The sequence below is a fragment of the Wolbachia endosymbiont (group B) of Chorthippus parallelus genome, from assembly GCF_947251815.1.
In the GTDB taxonomy this organism is placed as follows: domain Bacteria; phylum Pseudomonadota; class Alphaproteobacteria; order Rickettsiales; family Anaplasmataceae; genus Wolbachia.
Genome location: NZ_OX366390.1, coordinates 242,330 through 260,255, shown reverse-complemented (window position 1 = coordinate 260,255; position 17,926 = coordinate 242,330). Strand labels below are relative to the sequence as shown.

Genomic DNA, 17,926 nt, shown 5'->3' with positions numbered 1-17,926 from the left:
GGTATTAATAAAAAATTAGCATATCATACTTTTATGACAATTTCTCCTATCTTGCCAGTTTATTCTCCTATTAACGTAAATTTTTCTTATGGCAAAGGTATTTACTTGTATGATATCGATAATAAGCGCTATATAGATTTTCACTCTGGAATAGCTGTTAGCAGTTTAGGTCATGCCAACCCACGATTAACTGATGTCCTAAAATTACAAGGAGAAAAACTATGGCATATATCAAATACCTATAATATATCTACTGCCAACAAATTTGCAGAAAATTTAATAAACAACAGCTTTGCTAATACTGTATTTTTTGCAAATTCTGGATCAGAAGCAGTGGAATGTGGACTTAAAATCGCTAGGGCCTATCAAAATGGAAAAGGTAATAAAAATCGCTATAGAATTCTAACATTTCATGGTGCATTTCATGGAAGGACATTTTTAACTTGTGCAACAAACGATAGACAGAAATTTTCTGAATTACTGAATCCTTATATTGACTGGTGTGATAACATAGAGCCCAATATTGAGAGTGTAAAGAAAGCAATTTCTAATGGCATAGGTGTTATATTAATAGAACCAATACAGGGACAAGGTGGTATTAAAGTAATGAGTGAAGTCTTCATGAAAGAGCTAAGAGAACTATGTAACGAAAACGACATACTGCTATTTTTTGATTGCGTTCAGTGCGGTGCTGGCAGGACAGGAAAGTTATTTGCATATGAACACATAGGAATTAAGCCTGACATATGTGCTCTTGCAAAAGGAATAGGAGGAGGTTTCCCTCTGGGGGCTTGTCTTGCAACTGAAAAGGTTGCTAAGTACATGGCGGTCGGTATGCATGGTTCTACTTTTGGTGGTAATCCACTTGCAACTTCAGTAGGTAATGCTGTATTGGATGAATTGCTCAGCCCTGGCTTCTTAGAAAATGTTGAAGTTAGAGGTAAGTACTTAAAAAACAAACTAGAAAATTTAGCAAGCAAGTTTCCAATGATAGAAGAAGTGAGAGGAAAAGGGTTGATGCTAGGAATAAAAGTAAAAATGAATAACCAAAAATTTGCAGAAGAGCTAAGTCACCGTGGTTTACTTACTGTTGGAGTAACATCAGATAATGTTCTAAGAATCTTGCCTCCACTCATTATCACTGAAAAAGAGATTGATGAAGGCATTGAAATCCTCACTCAGTATTTATCTGAAAAGTTCTAGTTAAAAACTAAACCTTCCTGCTCACTAGTTGTTGGCTGTATCAAAATTGCAGATAAAGCAGTAGCTACAACTTTATCAGCTACTTCATTTGTACACTTTGCCTTTTCCTGTTCTCTTATCAGTGTAAGCTCATTTATATCACTTAGTGAGTCAAATTTTGTTGCATCTTCAAATATAAAAGATTGCACGGCACTCTTCTCAACACCTAAGAAAGCACCATTACCAAACGATAATGCCACATCTAATAACTTCTGCATTAAACTGTTTTTAACAATGAATTTAAATAGCTCCTCTAACACAACTGGCACTCCAAAAGTAAAAAATGCTCCTCTCACTAAATAGGTTGTTATTTCATATAACAATGCACCACACAAGAGTGCCAATGGTCCAAATACTATAAAACCGCAAAGTAAAGGCAATGGCATGGTCTGAACTGATGATATTCTACCTATAAGCTCCATTGAAATTATAAACCCAATAAGTAACATAGCTCTACCTAGATATGTCCTTTCTTTAGAGCGTTTGTTAAAGTTTTTCTCACGTAACTTAGAAAAATCATTGTTAACTCTGACTTCAAAAATATTATGGTTGATTTTTAATTTTAGCTCTAAGTCCTCTATTCCATGATGCCACTTATGACACCTTACAATTTCATCAATTATCGTACTAACTTGATTATTGATTTTGTATAATTTGCTTTCTTGATATAAGTTGCCTTGATAATATTTTTCTCTCAAGTCTACACAATTTAAATTCTTTAAATCACATAAAAAATCTTTGATTTCTTGTGCCATTTTATTAGCATCATCTTCGTAGCCTACAGCTTTCAAAATTGTTACCAAGTGTTTATTTTCAATTTGAGCAATTGTTCTATCTAATGCACGTATATATTGCTTGGATTGAAAATATGAGATGATTTTTTCTTTACATCTATCCTCATTGCCTTCGTACAAACTATTTCTTTTGAAACTGCTGTCATGTTCTTTGGCAATTTCTAATGCATGAACCAATACATTTTGCGCCTTCACACTACTTTCACAGTGACAGTTTCTGATTATGTGTACATACGCTCTTGCACTGGTATCTCCAGATTTATCTATATTGTACGCTTTAGCCAAAAAGACTAAATAGTCAAACCCTGCCCAAAGATAATACATTACCTTTGTTATAGCACTCCCCACAGAAAATAAAGCTGAGCGTGTGCAAGATAATTTACCGTTGTTTTTAATTCTGTTCTCATATGAACGAAGGTATGCCTCTGTACTTTTTAAAATCCTATGTAAATCTTGTTCTGTCTTTTTGACATCAAAATCATTTATATCATGAACTTTTTCATACGTTTCTTTTATCAAATCACTAGAAAACTTCTTCAGAGCTGAATCATCAATATTTCCTAATGCATCAATATTTTTACTAATATAGATTTCTATTTTTCTTCCAAGTTCTTCTCCCATTCTATTTTTTAGCAACTTATTGTATTTATTAGTAGCTGGAAACAAAACTTTCTGACAAAATTTCTGTGGTTCGTTTTTAAAATTTGCTAAGATCTTATTCACAAATAGCTCAACTTCTTCACCTGCAGCAGCGAAAAACCATGATTGTCTGCTCTCATTACGCTCTCTATTTCTTCCAAGATTCTGTAGGGCTTCAGATGGATTATTGAACTGACTAACCGAATCTGCAAATATTGATGCAACATGATTATATTCACTATCAAATCCACGACCTTTCGATCCATCTATAACCGTTGTTAACGCATATTTAGCTAATGCATCAAAATCTCTTTTTTCATAATCACAATAAATAGTTCGATATTTACCTATTTGATTACTTATTATCGCTGAAAAGGGTCTATTTTCTCCAATACCAAGATCATTTTTCCCAATTCCTGCAAAGATACATTTATTTTGTTTGCAGAAATCAATGAGACTATGTAGTATACCTTCCTCTCTTTCCATGAGGTCATGGAGCTCTTTGCTTAAGCGCCAATTATCAACTATTAACCTGCATTGCTCATTATCACCTCGACGCAATGCTTTAATTACTAACTTGATTTGCGGTAAGAGCTTGTTTCTAGCAAATTGCTCACTAAAGCCTTTTCTCTCTAGGTAGCTTATAATATTGTTATCATTAGTGGTGCTAACATTCTTTTTAACATCTTCTATCAATCCACTCAAACCTTCTCTTCTTTTTTTATCTAAAGTAATATTATCACACTTCATTAAATATGAGAGAGTAAGATCGATCATTGAATGCATTACTCTATATTTTAGATATTCAGCAGTACTACTGAAATCCACCTTTTCTTTTAATTCAGATATCTGCTCTTCTGTCAGACTAGGATGTTGCTTTTTAACGCAGCTTATAAAGTTCGCTTCGCGTAACTTGAGCCTATAGTCTTGATAAGATATCCCTTCAGGCTGAAATTTATTATACACTTCATAACGTGTACTACCTTCATATACTAAATTATCTCTACCCTGCAACGCAAAGTTAAGATTAACTATACTATTTACATCATCAGCTAAAAGCAGAGCACTTTCTCCAATTGGGCTTTGCACATTCCATCTTATAGAAGTTAATAAATCATCGGTATCAACAAGCTTATTGTAATTAAAAACTTCTTCGCTCTCTTCAACATATTCATGAGCTGGGCTCGATTTTTCTCTAGTAAATAAGCTACGCACGTTAGCAAGAAATCTAGAAAGCAGTTCTTTTGACTCTACACCAGTTGCTTTAGTTAGTACCCACCAAATTGGCAACATTACTATACCAAATATAAACATAGAAATTGTATAATATAAGTTTCCAATCAAAGCAGAATACAGCCAATAATCTGAAGTTAGACCAATTACAGCAGCAACATTACTATTTATAACAGGAAATAATGTAATCATAGGTATTATAGTAACAGCAATATTCACTACAAATGCTAGAGTGAAATTTGTTCTCCTATTGGTTTTTGCAATAACACTTGCTGTTTCGATGGCGTTTGCAATACAACGTCTACTCAATCTTGTCGGGCTGATAACTTTTCCGCATCTATTTAAAATCCTTCTCTTTGGTGTTGCAGTGAGGTAAGTCGTAGGATATTTCTCATCAAGCTTGCACATGTTCTCAAAATCCTGCTGCTTGTTAATACTGTCTGCTTCATCAACACTAATCCACAACTTGGTATTTTGGTCTTTAAATTTACGATCATTTTCTTGCTGTAATAACAGGTCATGTGTCACTATAATTGTTGTAGGTTTAGTTGCCTTCAGTGCATTTTTAATTTCCTCAGCAGTTTTAGGTGTCCTAATGTTTACAGTAAATGCACTACTCATCATTTTTTTAGCTTGGTTTACTAGATCACTGCTTGGTACTGCAACAAGATGATGAAATCCTGCTTGGGCTAGTACATGACTCAGTATTCCAATGTCGTAAGTCTTACCAAATCCAGTTTCTGCATCGATCATAACATTACAGTTAGCAATGGAAGGGTTTTTGAGATGTTCCAATATCCCTTTAACAACAGATTTACGACGTGCTACTATTATAGATTCCTTTGTATCATCAAGTTTTATAGATTCACCTTTTAGCTTGCAGTTGATTTTTTCTAAGCTACTTATAATACTTTGCTTTTCTTGATTACTGATAGAACTCACACATTACCCGCTATAATTATTACAATATTAATTGTATGTTAATTCAGTAAATTGTCAATTCTATGGACAAAAAGCTGATTTCAACTATCATATTAATATGAATATATGCCTCGGAATAATTACTTCTCCTCATGGAATCAAAGGAGCTGTCAAAATAAAAACCTTTACTGAAAAGCCCGAAAATATTTTCCTATATGGTGAACTAATAATCGGAAGTGAAAATTATAAAATAAGCTTGGTGTCTGTTGTCAGTAATAATTTAGTAATAGCAACAATTAGCGGTGTGAATTCCCGTAATGAAGCAGAGCTTTTAAGAAATAAAAAGTTATATATAGAAAGAGATAAGCTACCACAGTTAAATGATGAGGATGAATTTTACCAAGATGATCTTGTGAATATGGAAGTAAGACTAGAGAGTAATGAATTATATGGCTATGTGAAGTCTGTGAATAATTTCGGCTCAGGGGATATATTAGAAATTTTGGTTATCAGCACAAAAAAAAACATTATGTTATCTTTTACTAAAGAAGTATTTCCATACATCAACATGAAGGAAAGATATATAGTAATCAACATGCCAGAATTCATTGGCCAATAAAAATTTTGATATTTGTATAAAGTTATTTATAATCATCAGACTAAATTAAAAGTGTAATTATGGCAGAAAGGGCTAATGATATCAGGCCAGGTCAGGTACTAGAACATAACGGTGGTTTATTTTCGGTTATAAGTATTATGCATACTCAACCTGGTAAGGGTGGTGCTTACATACAAGCTGAAATGAAAAATATCAAAACTGGAGCAAAGCACTATGAAAGATTCCGCTCTGATGCAACAATCAGAAGGGCAATTTTAGATGAAGAGGAATATGTTTATCTCTTTACTGAAGGGAATATCGTAAATCTTATGCATCCAAGTAATTACGAGCAGATTGTTATAAATTTAGACTTATTAGGAGAAAAGAAGTCTTATTTGCAAGATAATATGAAAATTAAAGTAGTAACTTATCAAGATAAAATAATTTCTGCACATGTGCCTGATCACGTTACACTAACTGTAAAAGAAACAGAGTCTGTTATCAAAGGGCAGACTGTTACTGCTTCTTATAAGCCTGCAATTTTGGAAAACGGAATACGCGTTAACGTGCCTCAATTTATAAAAGAAGGTGATAAAATTGTAGTACATACTCCTGATAACAGCTATTACGAAAGAGTGAAAGAGTAAATGGCAATTTCATCACCACGAATCAATGTGATGCTTGATTCTGTACGCAGTGCCTCCAAGCAGCTTATACGTGATTTTAATGAATTGCAAATTTCAAGCGTTAAGTCAGCAGACTTTATCAATAAAACTTATTCAAAATCCAAGCAACTTATATACGATTGCTTGAAAAACTACAACCAGAACTATGACTTTATTTTTGAAGACGATGTGGGCCAAGATCTAAAAGACGGCGGTTATACTTGGTTTATTATGCCTATAGAAGGCAAGGAAAACCTTTTTAGTTGTATGGTTTATTTTGCAGTATCAGTTTGTCTCATTCATAAAAACAGAGTTGTAGCAGCTGTGATTGATGCTCCAGCCCTTAGAGAAACTTTCTGGGCAGAGGAAAAGAAAGGAGCTTTTCTTGAAGATTTCAAATCTCGCCATGTAAAAATGCGGATGAAAGCTCGTGAAGGGGGAATAATAGACATAAGTGGTAATTTGTTAAATAAATTACCACTTGACAATAATAATCTACGCTCCCTTGGCTCAACGGTACTAGGTTTTGCATATCTTGCTGCCGGAAGATACAATGGAATAATTTACTCTGGAATTAATAAATATAAAACTTCACTCGGTAGGCTTTTTCTGCAAGAAAGCGGTGGGAGATTAAGGGAAGATAACGCGCTTGTCATTGCTGGAGATATAAACTAAAGTTCATTCAAAAGAGCAAAAGTCACGTAGTGAAAATAATAAATGGTCTTACCTACCCCTCATTGCAGCAGGGTGGCAAAATAAGATAGACGAGAAAAGACAACTATAGGAACAAATAGTCAGTGTGTGACAATGGCATCTAGTCCTTTTGCACAAAAAACGTTGTAAAGTAACTTAGTTGGATCCCAGTGTTAGCTACTTTCATGACAAGAAATAAAGCACTGATTTTGTACATTAACCATGCTTTTAAATAGATACCTTATTCTTGGCAACTTTAAACTCAACAACAGACACAAACAGACAATTTCTCAAAAACTTTTACAAGAGATTTTGTTAAATGCTCTATCATTTCATTTGTATGGTAAGGCGTAGGAGTAATACGGAAGCGCTCAGTCCCCTTTGAAACTGTTGGGTAATTTATATGTTGTACATATATTCCATACTCATCAAATAACAATTTTGATGCTTTTTTGGACAACTCAGGATCGCCAATTATGATTGGAATTATATGAGTTTCTGTTTGCATAAAATTCACTCCTGCGTTTCTCAGTGAGTCTTTTACCTTTTCAACAGACTGCTTTTGCTTCTCTCTTTCAACATTGCTCGATTTTAAATGCTCAACGCTTGCCTTTGCTGCTGCTGCTAAAACGGGTGACATAGCAGTAGTAAAAATAAATCCTGGGGCTGAACTTCTTATTACATCCACCAAGCTCTTTGAAGACGCTATATATCCACCCATCACTCCAAAAGCCTTTGATAATGTACCCTGAATAACAGTTATTCTATCCATCAAACCTTCTCTTTCTGCAATTCCGCCACCGCGCGGTCCATACATGCCAACTGCGTGTACCTCATCCAAATAGGTAATTGCATTATACTGATCTGCTAGATCACATATCGCTTCAAGCGGTGCTACATCACCATCCATTGAGTATACAGATTCAAGTGCTATTATTTTCGGCGTTTTTATATCTATAGACTTTAGCAACTGCTCTAAGTGATCAACATCATTATGCCTAAATATGTGCTTCGGTCTTTTTCCTGATTTTATACCTTCTATCATTGAAGAGTGATTTTTCTCATCTGAAAAAATTACCACGCCCGGAATAACAGACGATAAAGTACTAAGTGTAGTTTGGTTGGCAAGATAGCCACAAGCAAAAGTTAAAGCAGCTTCTTTTTGATGCAAGTCAGCCAAAGACTTCTCGAGCTCAACAACTTCTTTTGTTGTACCTGATATATTTCTTGTTCCTCCAGCACCAACAGATGAATTTTGAATAGCAGCAATGACACTATCATTTTGTGACATTCCCAGATAATTATTACTGCACCAGACAATAACCTCTCTATTTCTTTCATAATCCATAATATAGGGAAGTTTGCCAGGTAATGACGCAAAATGCGTAAATTCACGATAGCGCCCTTCTTCTTTTATATCTTTGATTTTATTTAAGAATATTTCTTCGTAGTCTACCAAGTTTTTATCTATTAACAATCAATATAATTATAATAAATTATTAAATGATAGACTACTATATTTATTCATTATCAGCCACAACAAGGTGTACTTTTTTGTGTATCATCAACCTTTTTAACCTCATTATCCTCAACTAAGCTTTTAGGCCTATAGCAGTACGTAATTGTAGCTGCAATAAGACAACAAGCTGCAACTGCTACTCCTATTGCTAACATCTCTAAGTAAACTGCAACAGCTGCTCCTAAGGCAATACCAGTTATTGCAAGCGCAGAAGCAGCTACAACATACTTTTTTGTATTTTGCGGAACAGTTGTTTTTTGATTACTTTTGCTGCTTTGCTCATTAATTCTTGGCAATTCTGTTTTTGGCTGTCCATTTCCGTTAGCAACTTGTTCTACATGCCCAGTAGGTTGATTAACGTTAATATCATTATTAACATCTTCAATTTCAATCGAAAGAAATTCATCTTCATCATCACTTGTTAATTCTACTCTTGAAGTACAAGGAACAGAATTACTAGAAGCATTACCAGTAGCTGTTGCTTCAGGAAGTGCAGAAGTAGCTAAAATCTCTGGTTCTGGCAGTGTATCTTCTGATTGTATATCTTGTTCTTGGTCATTATCCGCGTCAGAATTATTATCATAATAATAACTAAAATCACCTGATGATTCCTCTTCTGAAGCAGAGTTACTACCAGTATTCTCATTTACAGAACTTGATACTGTGGTTGCTGTTAAATTTTGCTGATCATCTTTTTTGTCATTTAGATCATCAGACTTTTCCTCAGTGGCCATTAAAGGCATTGCTGCTGTAGCTTCAAGTTCTGCAGTTTTAGGTGCTTCTGTTTCATCAATCACTTCAAACGAAGTAGAGCTTGAAGAAGTTTCAGCAGAATTATCACCTTCAAGTTTAGAAAAATCATCCCCCTCAGAACTCAGTGATAGTGAATCTGATTCACTTCCTTCAGACTCTACCAAAGGAACTTCTTGGCTACTTGCAGCAGCTTCTACATTGTTGTCTACTGGTAATGTAGCAGCAGTGTGCTTGAGCTTATCTTCAAGAAATGTTATAATTTTTGTGAGATTACTTTTCTGTTTATTTTTCTTCCCTTTGCTTTCTTGCAATCTTTTCATTTTGTCATTTGCTTGATCCAAGAGCTTCTGTAAAATAGATTTATCTACTTTAGTGTCTGACGGCGCTAGTAAATTTTCCACACAACGAAAATCAATACTATTGATAGCATTAGACAATTTTTCCTCTATAGTTTTTATACTTTTAGGCACTTTACCCCTCCTATGATTGTTACCTGCAGATTCTTCTATTGAAGCCTCTTCATTATCCATAATATTTTCTCCTTTATCAACAACATTTCTTTGCAGCTGTTGATTTTTGGATTCTTTAGTATTTAATTGTTCTCCATTCACTGTTTGGCTTGAGGTTGGAGCCTCATTTAGTATAGCCGAAGTGTCTTGAGCATTTTTAACAGGAGATTCTTGATTATAATCATTGGTACTTATTTTTATCAGATCAGACTTGATCTTGCACAAAGTCTCCTCCATCTTTTTAAGCTTTTCATAACCTTCTTGAGAAATGTAACCATCACAATACTGCTGCTTGACAGAATATATATGACTTGCAATAGGTACAGTAGGATAACATCTCCATGGCTTGCTTTGCTCCTTGGTAAAACCACTTACTATTTCTAATGTTTTCTCTACTACTGGCAAACCTTCCTTAGATGATACATGAGTAACATGATCTTGAAAAAAGCCTATGTGATTAGCCAAGGCATTAACATCCTTATCATCCACTGCTTTTTTTACTAATTCTGGAATATGGCCCAGATCAAAAACTGTATCCTCAGGAATAATATCAAATGAATCTGAATTCACCTCTGTTGGCAAATCTACAACAAATGAATTCTGACCTTCATCAATATTTTCAAGAAGAGACTCAATAATTGCGTTATCAACATCTTCAAAATGCATCTTTATATCATCTAACAAACTTTTGCCATCAACTTTGTAATTCTTTAATTGCTCAGGAATGGTAAGCGTTACCTTGCCGTCTTCATACTCTACTTTACCATCTTGAGATTTAAGCGTGAACTCTAAAATAGCATCAACCCTGCATATTTCTTTACCCAGTTGCTTAACAGGCATATTTGGACAATATTTAATATTTAAAGAATCCTGATCACTACAGACAATCTCTATATGTCTATCATTAGCATCAGGCAATTGCAAATCGTGTCCCAAAAATATAGGAGAGAGCTGCATTAACAAAGAGCCATCATAACCAGCCTGATTGCAACTATTAATTAATTCTTCTAATAGATTATCATTTGGAATTTCTGCTTTAGCATGTTCAAACATTTTTGTAAAAACATGTTTTGCGATTTGGCGTTGGTCATTTTGATTACATTTATCACGAAGCTGGCTAACGAAATTCTTGTCTATAACTTGACCATTAATTACAAAATCCATCCTGGGTAGGTCTTTGTAAGCTTGCTTGCCAGAATTTGCATTCCTATTATTCTCATCTGCTTTTACTTGACTTAGTAAAAATTGTGTTAGCTGAAATTCTAATTCAATTGCTCTGTTAGTTTCCTCAGCCTCTGAACAATTACCTGAATCTTCAGAATGACGACGCTCTTTAATTTCTTCTTGCCCTAAAATCTCAAACTCTTCTTCAGTACCTGAATCTCTAGAATTTGATTTTTTTAAAACTTTATTTGACTGATCCTGCTCCTGTGATACAAAGTCTCTAAAATGAGAACCAAACATATTTCCCCCCTAATTATTAGCTAATTTAAGTATAGCATTAAATAGAAATCTGGCCAAGCAAGTTATTAAGCCTCTTAGCAAACAAACTTACATCTTCCATCTCTTCACCTTCCACTATACAAGCTTGATAGAACAATAAATGAATCATGTCTCCAAGTGTTGGATTTTCACCATTTTTAGCGTGAGACTCCATTATGTTTCTTATCACAGGATGTTTAGTGTTGATTTCTAGCACTTTTGGTGTGCGGTAATTCAGCTGCTTTTGTTCGCGCAAAAAACGCTCCATGCGAAGATCCATAGCCCCTTCATCAACTGCTAGACACACAGGACTATCGGTTAATTTCTTAGAGATCTTTACACTTTTTACTAAGCTTCCAAGAACCTTGGTGAAGTATTCGAGTATAGAATCCGCGTTTTCTTCGCTTTTGTTTTCATCTGATTTATTTTCTTCATCTTTCTTGCCTTCTTCTGAAGAAAATTTTTCTAAATCAACATCAGCGCGGGTCACAGACTTAAATTTTTGATCTTTATATTCATGAATCACGCTAGTCCAGAAATCATCAACTGGATCAACAAATAGAAGCACTTCCAATCCTTTGCTGACGAATCCTTCAAGTTGTGGACTGTTTTTTACTGAATCGAGACTATTTCCTGTGAGATAGTAGATATGTTCCTGTTCAGGCTTCATTCTGCTTATGTAATCATCAATGCTGACCAACTTCTCATCACCTGTACTGTGAAATCTGCAAATGGAAAGCAACGCTTCTCTTTCATCAGTTGGCATAGCTTCGCAAAGACCTTCTTTTAACACCGCACCAAAATTGCCCCAGAATTTTGTATATTCCTCTAAATTCTCTTTTGCTTTTTTGCCGAGCTCTGATATTATGCGCTTAGTTAAAGATTTCCTAATCTGCTCAACTACACGATTATTTTGCAGTGTTTCTCTGCTGATATTGAGAGGCAAATCCGGTGAATCAACCACACCTTTCAAAAAACGCAAGTACTGCGGTATAATCTGCACATTATCTTCAGTGATAAACACTTTATTTACATACAATTTTACAGAGCAGCGTCTATCTGGATGAAATAAATCAAAAGGCTTGATAGAAGGAACATAAAGCAAGTTCGTATACTCTATTGCACCTTCATTTTTATTATGAAATATCATCCAAGGCTCACCGCCCACATGTGCAACACCACGGAAGAAGTCGTTGTGCTCTTCTGGAGTAACGTCATTTTTTGGCTTAGTCCAAATTGCAGCTTTGCTATTTAATTTTTCACTTTTTCCTTCTTCATTTACAAACTCAACGGGAAAATTTATGTGGTCAGAGTAAGTAGTAACGATGTTTTCAATACGGAATTTGTCTAAAAATTCGCTTTCTTCAGGACGCATGATGAGCGTAATTTTTGTGCCACGAGAGATTTGACCATCTAATTTGCTGATTGAATACTCTCCATCTCCTTTAGATTTCCACACCCAAGACTCTTCTTCTCCGGCTTTCCTTGATTCTACTATAACTTCTGAAGCAACCATGAAGCTTGAATAAAAACCAACACCAAACTTTCCAATCAGCTCTACAGCTTGGTTTGAATCTTTATTATTCTTAATTGCATCCAAGAATTTTTGCGTACCAGAACTTGCAATCGTACCAAGATTATCTATTAAATCCTGTCTGTTCATTCCAATTCCATTATCGGTTATATACAGCTCATTCTTATCTTTATTGGAGCTAATAGTAATCTTTAATTCATCACTTGAATCTAATAAATTAGGATTTAATTGTGATTCATAGCGCAATTTATCACATGCATCTGATGCGTTTGATATTAACTCACGCAAGAAAATATCCTTATTAGTATAGAGTGAGTGGATTACTATATTCAGTACTTTCCCTACTTCAGCATCAAATTTTAAATTTTCAGTTTCTTGTACATTGTGCATTTTGAGCTCCATTATTAGCCTACTATTCTAATAATTTAAGTATTGCACCGCGATCTTTCAAGGTCATGTATGCTAAAATTTATGTGAGCCAGCTTATGGTTCCAATGCTAAACTGGAATAAGTACAATCATTGTGTCATGCAAATTAAAAAGAAAGTGCTAGAATATAATATCTCTTATTTGCTTCAAAGATTTATGATTCTTTGATTCTTTTTCTTTAAAAGTAGTTTCAAGAGAAGTTTTAAGCTTTTCCCATTCTTTCGAACTGTTTAGAATCAAAGCGCTCTTAATCTTCTCCAGTGCTTTCTGAGGTGATGAATATAATTCCTCATACAAATCAGTGTTTACTGACTGTAGTATTACTAAAAATGTAAATAAATTTGGATCAACTTTCACATAACATAGCTTTATTTTCTTTACGCAGTACTGTATTGCTTTTAATGATAATGAGAAGCTTTCTGCGTAAAATATAAAGCTATCTATTATTAAACTCTTTGATTTTTTCGGTAATTCAACACTTTCAAATAGCTTTCTTATAAACCTCTCTGTTGGCTCTTTTGGTAAATGCAAAGAGAGATCAGTAAAAGATTTTAGGCTGAAATTTGGTCCAAGTATTGTGCTGATTGCTCTTTGCACGTTACTTTTATCTTGACTAACAGAGATAATGAAAACCAGTCCTTCCACATCGAGCATATACTTTATGGATTCTAAAAAATCAACAATGAATTTAGGGCGACATATATCAAGATCATCGACCATTATATAAATGTTTTTGTCTTTCCTGATTTTATTAACCACATCTGCTAGTTGTATCTTAAAGTCTCTAATGTTCTCTTTTCTCCTTTGGAGAAGATTTAATTCACCCAAGACAAAACCAATGTCTTTCTTATCAGCCTCTTTTGCAGCATCGAGAAATACTGAAAGCATAGCAAGTGGAGATTTACTGATCAGCTTTCCTAATGTATTGAGAGAAAATAGTTCTTGGTTTATGTTTTTGAACTGCTGTATAACACTCCTTTTTACTTTGTATGATGCGAATAGATCCTCAAACAAGAAATGCAAAAAAGAAGGCAATGGTTGATCTAGCGCACTAATATCCCATGCGCTGTAATAAGCTGCAATTTCATTTTGCTGCTCTAGATCCTTTACCCATTCTTTCAAAAAAAATGTCTTACCCCACTTATCATATCCTTCTAAGGATACGATTGAAAAAGACTTATCGATTGTCTTGATTATAGAACTAAATTTACTTGCAATTTGCTTATAACCCAAGCAATCACCTTCCCAATTTATTACCTTAGGCAATTGTTTCTCTTCTTTTTTTCTGAAGGTTATTAGCGATGTAAGTTTTTTTAAGCACATACCTTACTTTATATTTAACTCATACTCTTGTCTTGACGTAAGCGCTATCTTCAGAGTCCCTTCATCTAGGTAGTCAATTTCTCCACCTATCGGTATACCACAAGCAAGGCGCGATATTTTTACATTCGAATTCTTTAGCAATTCAATTATATATTGCGCAGTAACTTGGCCTTCTAATGTCGGATTGATTGCAATAATGACCTCTTCAATTTTAAATTCTGTAACTTTTTTGGGAATGTTATCAAGATTCAGTTCTTTTGGACCGATGCCATTTATTGCTGATAATCTGCCACCTAAAACATGATACATACCTGAATATATATTTCCTTTTTCAAATGCCCATAGATCACCCAATTCTTCTACTACACACATTAACTTGGTGTCACGCTTTGGGTTAATACAAATGGAACATGGCGATTTAGTATCTAGGTTTCCACAAATCTTACACTCTATTATAAGATCCGCTAATTCTCTAATCAAAGATGCAAGTGGTAGCATGACCCTCTCTTTGTTCTGGAGCAAATGTATAACTAGCCTTCTTGATGATGATGGACCTAAACTTGGCAATTTAGAAAAAGCATGAACTAAACTCTTTATATTAATGTTCATTCAGTAAATTCAAGATAGTTCAAAAATGATAACATCAAACCTTTCGTAAAGAAAGTAGTAAGTCTTTATATTGATTAGCTATAGAAAAATTTTTCCACTTTTCTCAGAAATTGTCTTGAAAAAAGTAATGTAATCACAATCTACTGTAACTTAAGTCTGACTCAGGTGTAACTGAATTTGTCTCGGACATTCGCGTAGGTACTCTGATATCTCTTTTTTGAAAATGACGCAATTTATTTTTCAACATATTTCTTTCTTCTACATAACTGTCCGATTCTTTATTCAAACTAGAATTTTTTTCTTCATACTTGGAAAGTATTGTATCGATCAAATAATTAAAAAATAATATTAGACCTGTAGTGTTGGAGAGCAATTCAAGAGAATAATATAACATATCTTCACTCACTTCTTCATTTATTATGTCATGAGAATTTTTATACATTCTAAAACAAGAGCCGAAGGCTGCTAAGCATACGCAAGTAAGTTTTGTTTTGTTTAGGACGCACTTAATTCGCGCTAGTTTTTTATTATTATCTTCTAATTTTATACGCAACTCACTAATTTTACTACTATAGTGCTTAATAAACAATTCTATTGCCTCTTTGTTATTAGCATAATTATATGCTTTGTAAGATTCCTTATCTATGAGTTCAGTATCTATATCTCTTGATTTCAGAAGCTCTTTGATTACTTCATTCTTGCCAAGAAGCACAGCTTCGTGTAGAGGTGTGTACTCACTTTCAACATCTTTCCTTCTGTTAATATGTTCACGAGTTAAGTAGTCGAAAAGAACTGAAACGCATTTTGAATTATTACCTTCAATAGCCAGAGTAATTACATCTTTTTCGTCTTTGTTCTTAGTATTAATAACTTTAGAAAGCGGCTTTTCATTCTCTTGCTTACGTTCAAAATATTTGTGCTTGTAAAACTCATTCGCACGGTATGGCTCCTTAAGGATAGACAAAAGCTTTTTTACAAAATCAGCACGATTTTTTTTTATGGCCAAATGTAAAGGTGTGTCCTGATTTTTCTCATCTTGCAACAATAAGGCATCATACAAACAACCATCTTTATATAGGGAGTTAATCTCTTGATCAAAAGAGATATCTTCTTCTCCTTTACAGATATTTAGTAGCCGTGACCCTATACTTTCTGTAGTACTATAATCAATTGCAGAGCTACGTTGCACTTTAGATTGATAAAGGATTACGTTCATACTATTCCTACCTTTAAACAACCCAGTTATACCTCTAAATATTCCAGCTATACCTGATTCACTCCGAGCAGCACAAGGCGTTTTATCTTGAATGTGAATCTCAACATTTTCATTAGAAAAAAGTTCTAAAACATGCGAGCTGCCTCTTCTACTGGAAAAAGGCGCCTCATTCTTTTTATCTTTAGCTTTAACACTATTCTCTAGCTTTTCATTCGAAGCACTTATAGGGTTAGCTAAACAATCAAAATCCTTATTTTTAGATACAAAGTCTTCTGATTGAAAATTTGCTGCAGCGTTTATTTCACCTTTCATATTTCTTTTTTTATAGAAGTTGCATTTCAGGTAGGGTATCTCATCTTTAAAATTTTTCAACTCTATTTAAATTTTTTTAAAATAGTTTTTGATAAAAATACTTATGAAACTAACTTCTGTGTTAATTTTTTAGAAGATTTTATAGCTAAAAAATTACTTCCGCATATTTTAAATCTGATTACAATTACAGTTAGAGATATTTATTGAGCTCAAAAATCTATCTCCGTCTGCAGACTTTTTTATTAAACTCATTAAAAAATGTAGCGTATCCTCTTCAGAGCATATCTGTCGTATGTTCACTGCATTTTTTCTAATCTTTTTTATATAGGGGGATCTTATGTTCAGAATTCCAGATACTTGACCTTTAATTTAGCTAATAAAAACCAACTGGTACCTGCGGTTTTTATTAGCTACGTTTTCTCAAATAAGTTTTAAATGAATAGATTTCTTGCATAATAAGATGTCATCCCAGTGCTTGACACTGGGATCCAATAAGAAAAATGCGCTGGAACTTTCGAATTCCAGTTATGCAAGAAATCTAATGTTAAAAAACTCACAGTTATCGTAGTACTGCTTTATTATCTGCAGTCTTTTCATGCTCGACAGAAGAGAGTTGAGGATTAACAGCTTCTTCTATTGATTTAGCCTGTTTATAGTCTTGACTTAGGAAATATATAGCCACTCCAACTGCTATTCCAGCAACAAGAGCAGATACTGCGAGTGCGCATAATATAATAGTCATTGAAGGTACTAAAGCACTACCAACACCAAGTCCAACACCCAGAAAAACGCCAGGTATAATGCCAATCAAACTATTACATCTAGCACTTTCTTTTTTCGATTGAGCTTGGTCTTTCATACATTCGATGAGTACTTTTTTTGTATCTCCATGAGCTAAATCTAATGGAATTTTGTCTTCTTCATTCTTTATCAAAGGATTTGCACCATATTTTAAAAGGGCTTCTATTGCCTCAGTGTTATTACTTATAACAGCTTGGTGTAATAATGTATTTTTACTACTTTGATCTTGAAAATTTATCAATTTGTAGAAATACTGAGGAGTAATAAACCTATTCACAGTTTCATCTAAAATCTTCATCACGTCTTGAAATGATAATTTCTCTTTTTTCTCAGATATTGCACTATCGTGTTCAATACAGTGGTGCAAGATAGGGTATACTATCTTTCCTCCTTCCTTATTGATAAGATCTCCATTTACAGGGATTTTATTTGAAATAGCCAGTGCGAATAACTGCTTGTTAATCACAATTTCGCTATTATCCTTAAGATAGTTTTGCAATTCTATAACTTTTTTATCATAATCCTTGTCTGGATTATTAATGATTTGAAGTAAAGCAGTCATATTATCTACCTATTATTATACTAATAATATAATAAATTCTAATAAAAGTCAAATTTTTAATTAAAAAATTAATACAACTTATTAGCAATTCCT

General features: G+C 33.9%; 12 protein-coding genes. 4 read left to right on the top strand and 8 right to left on the bottom strand.

All coding sequences use genetic code 11. The features are described 5' to 3' along the window. Positions 1–33: 33 nt before the first annotated feature. Complete coding sequence (locus OPS21_RS01180; RefSeq protein WP_264336296.1) at positions 34–1,203, top strand: aspartate aminotransferase family protein; 1,170 nt, start codon at positions 34–36, stop codon at positions 1,201–1,203. Here OPS21_RS01180 and OPS21_RS01175 read toward each other — a convergent pair. Beyond that, the gene (locus OPS21_RS01175) at positions 1,200–4,850 is read right to left on the bottom strand and encodes a DEAD/DEAH box helicase (protein ID WP_264336297.1); all 3,651 of its coding nucleotides are present in this window, start codon (positions 4,848–4,850) and stop codon (positions 1,200–1,202) included. The genes OPS21_RS01180 and OPS21_RS01175 overlap by 4 nt on opposite strands. Positions 4,851–4,947: 97 nt before the next feature. Here OPS21_RS01175 and rimM point away from each other — a divergent pair, with 97 nt between their 5' ends. The 3 genes from rimM to OPS21_RS01160 are packed head-to-tail and all read left to right on the top strand — an operon-like array spanning position 4,948 to position 6,767. After that, on the top strand, positions 4,948–5,448 hold the full coding sequence (gene rimM / locus OPS21_RS01170) for a ribosome maturation factor RimM (RefSeq protein WP_006014540.1): 501 nt from the start codon (positions 4,948–4,950) through the stop codon (positions 5,446–5,448). A gap of 59 nt (positions 5,449–5,507) precedes the next feature. Next, positions 5,508–6,074, top strand: coding sequence for an elongation factor P (efp, locus tag OPS21_RS01165; RefSeq protein WP_264336298.1), 567 nt, complete (start codon positions 5,508–5,510; stop codon positions 6,072–6,074). Continuing rightward, positions 6,075–6,767, top strand: coding sequence for an inositol monophosphatase family protein (locus OPS21_RS01160; RefSeq protein ID WP_007302192.1), 693 nt, complete (start codon positions 6,075–6,077; stop codon positions 6,765–6,767). Between the two features lie 280 nt (positions 6,768–7,047). Here the strand turns inward: OPS21_RS01160 and hemA are convergent, their stop codons facing one another. From hemA to OPS21_RS01125, 7 genes are all read right to left on the bottom strand, one after another. Further along, on the bottom strand, positions 7,048–8,244 hold the full coding sequence (hemA, locus tag OPS21_RS01155; RefSeq protein ID WP_211908736.1) for a 5-aminolevulinate synthase: 1,197 nt from the start codon (positions 8,242–8,244) through the stop codon (positions 7,048–7,050). 71 nt (positions 8,245–8,315) lie between these two features. After that, positions 8,316–11,030, bottom strand: coding sequence for a TomO hydrophobic C-terminal domain-containing protein (locus tag OPS21_RS01150; RefSeq protein ID WP_264336299.1), 2,715 nt, complete (start codon positions 11,028–11,030; stop codon positions 8,316–8,318). Positions 11,031–11,067: 37 nt separating this feature from the next. Beyond that, positions 11,068–12,972, bottom strand: coding sequence for a molecular chaperone HtpG (htpG, locus tag OPS21_RS01145; RefSeq protein ID WP_265027670.1), 1,905 nt, complete (start codon positions 12,970–12,972; stop codon positions 11,068–11,070). Between the two features lie 158 nt (positions 12,973–13,130). Continuing rightward, positions 13,131–14,333, bottom strand: a complete 1,203-nt coding sequence (locus OPS21_RS01140; protein WP_264336301.1) for a KAP family P-loop NTPase fold protein — start codon at positions 14,331–14,333, stop codon at positions 13,131–13,133. 3 nt (positions 14,334–14,336) lie between these two features. Further along, positions 14,337–14,936, bottom strand: a complete 600-nt coding sequence (gene recR / locus OPS21_RS01135) for a recombination mediator RecR (RefSeq protein ID WP_405197035.1) — start codon at positions 14,934–14,936, stop codon at positions 14,337–14,339. A 139-nt stretch (positions 14,937–15,075) separates the two neighbouring features. After that, the gene (locus OPS21_RS01130; RefSeq protein ID WP_264336303.1) at positions 15,076–16,470 is read right to left on the bottom strand and encodes an ankyrin repeat domain-containing protein; all 1,395 of its coding nucleotides are present in this window, start codon (positions 16,468–16,470) and stop codon (positions 15,076–15,078) included. Between the two features lie 559 nt (positions 16,471–17,029). Then, entirely contained in the window at positions 17,030–17,833 is an 804-nt protein-coding gene (locus OPS21_RS01125; RefSeq protein WP_265027669.1) for an ankyrin repeat domain-containing protein, read from the bottom strand. Positions 17,834–17,926: the final 93 nt, after the last annotated feature.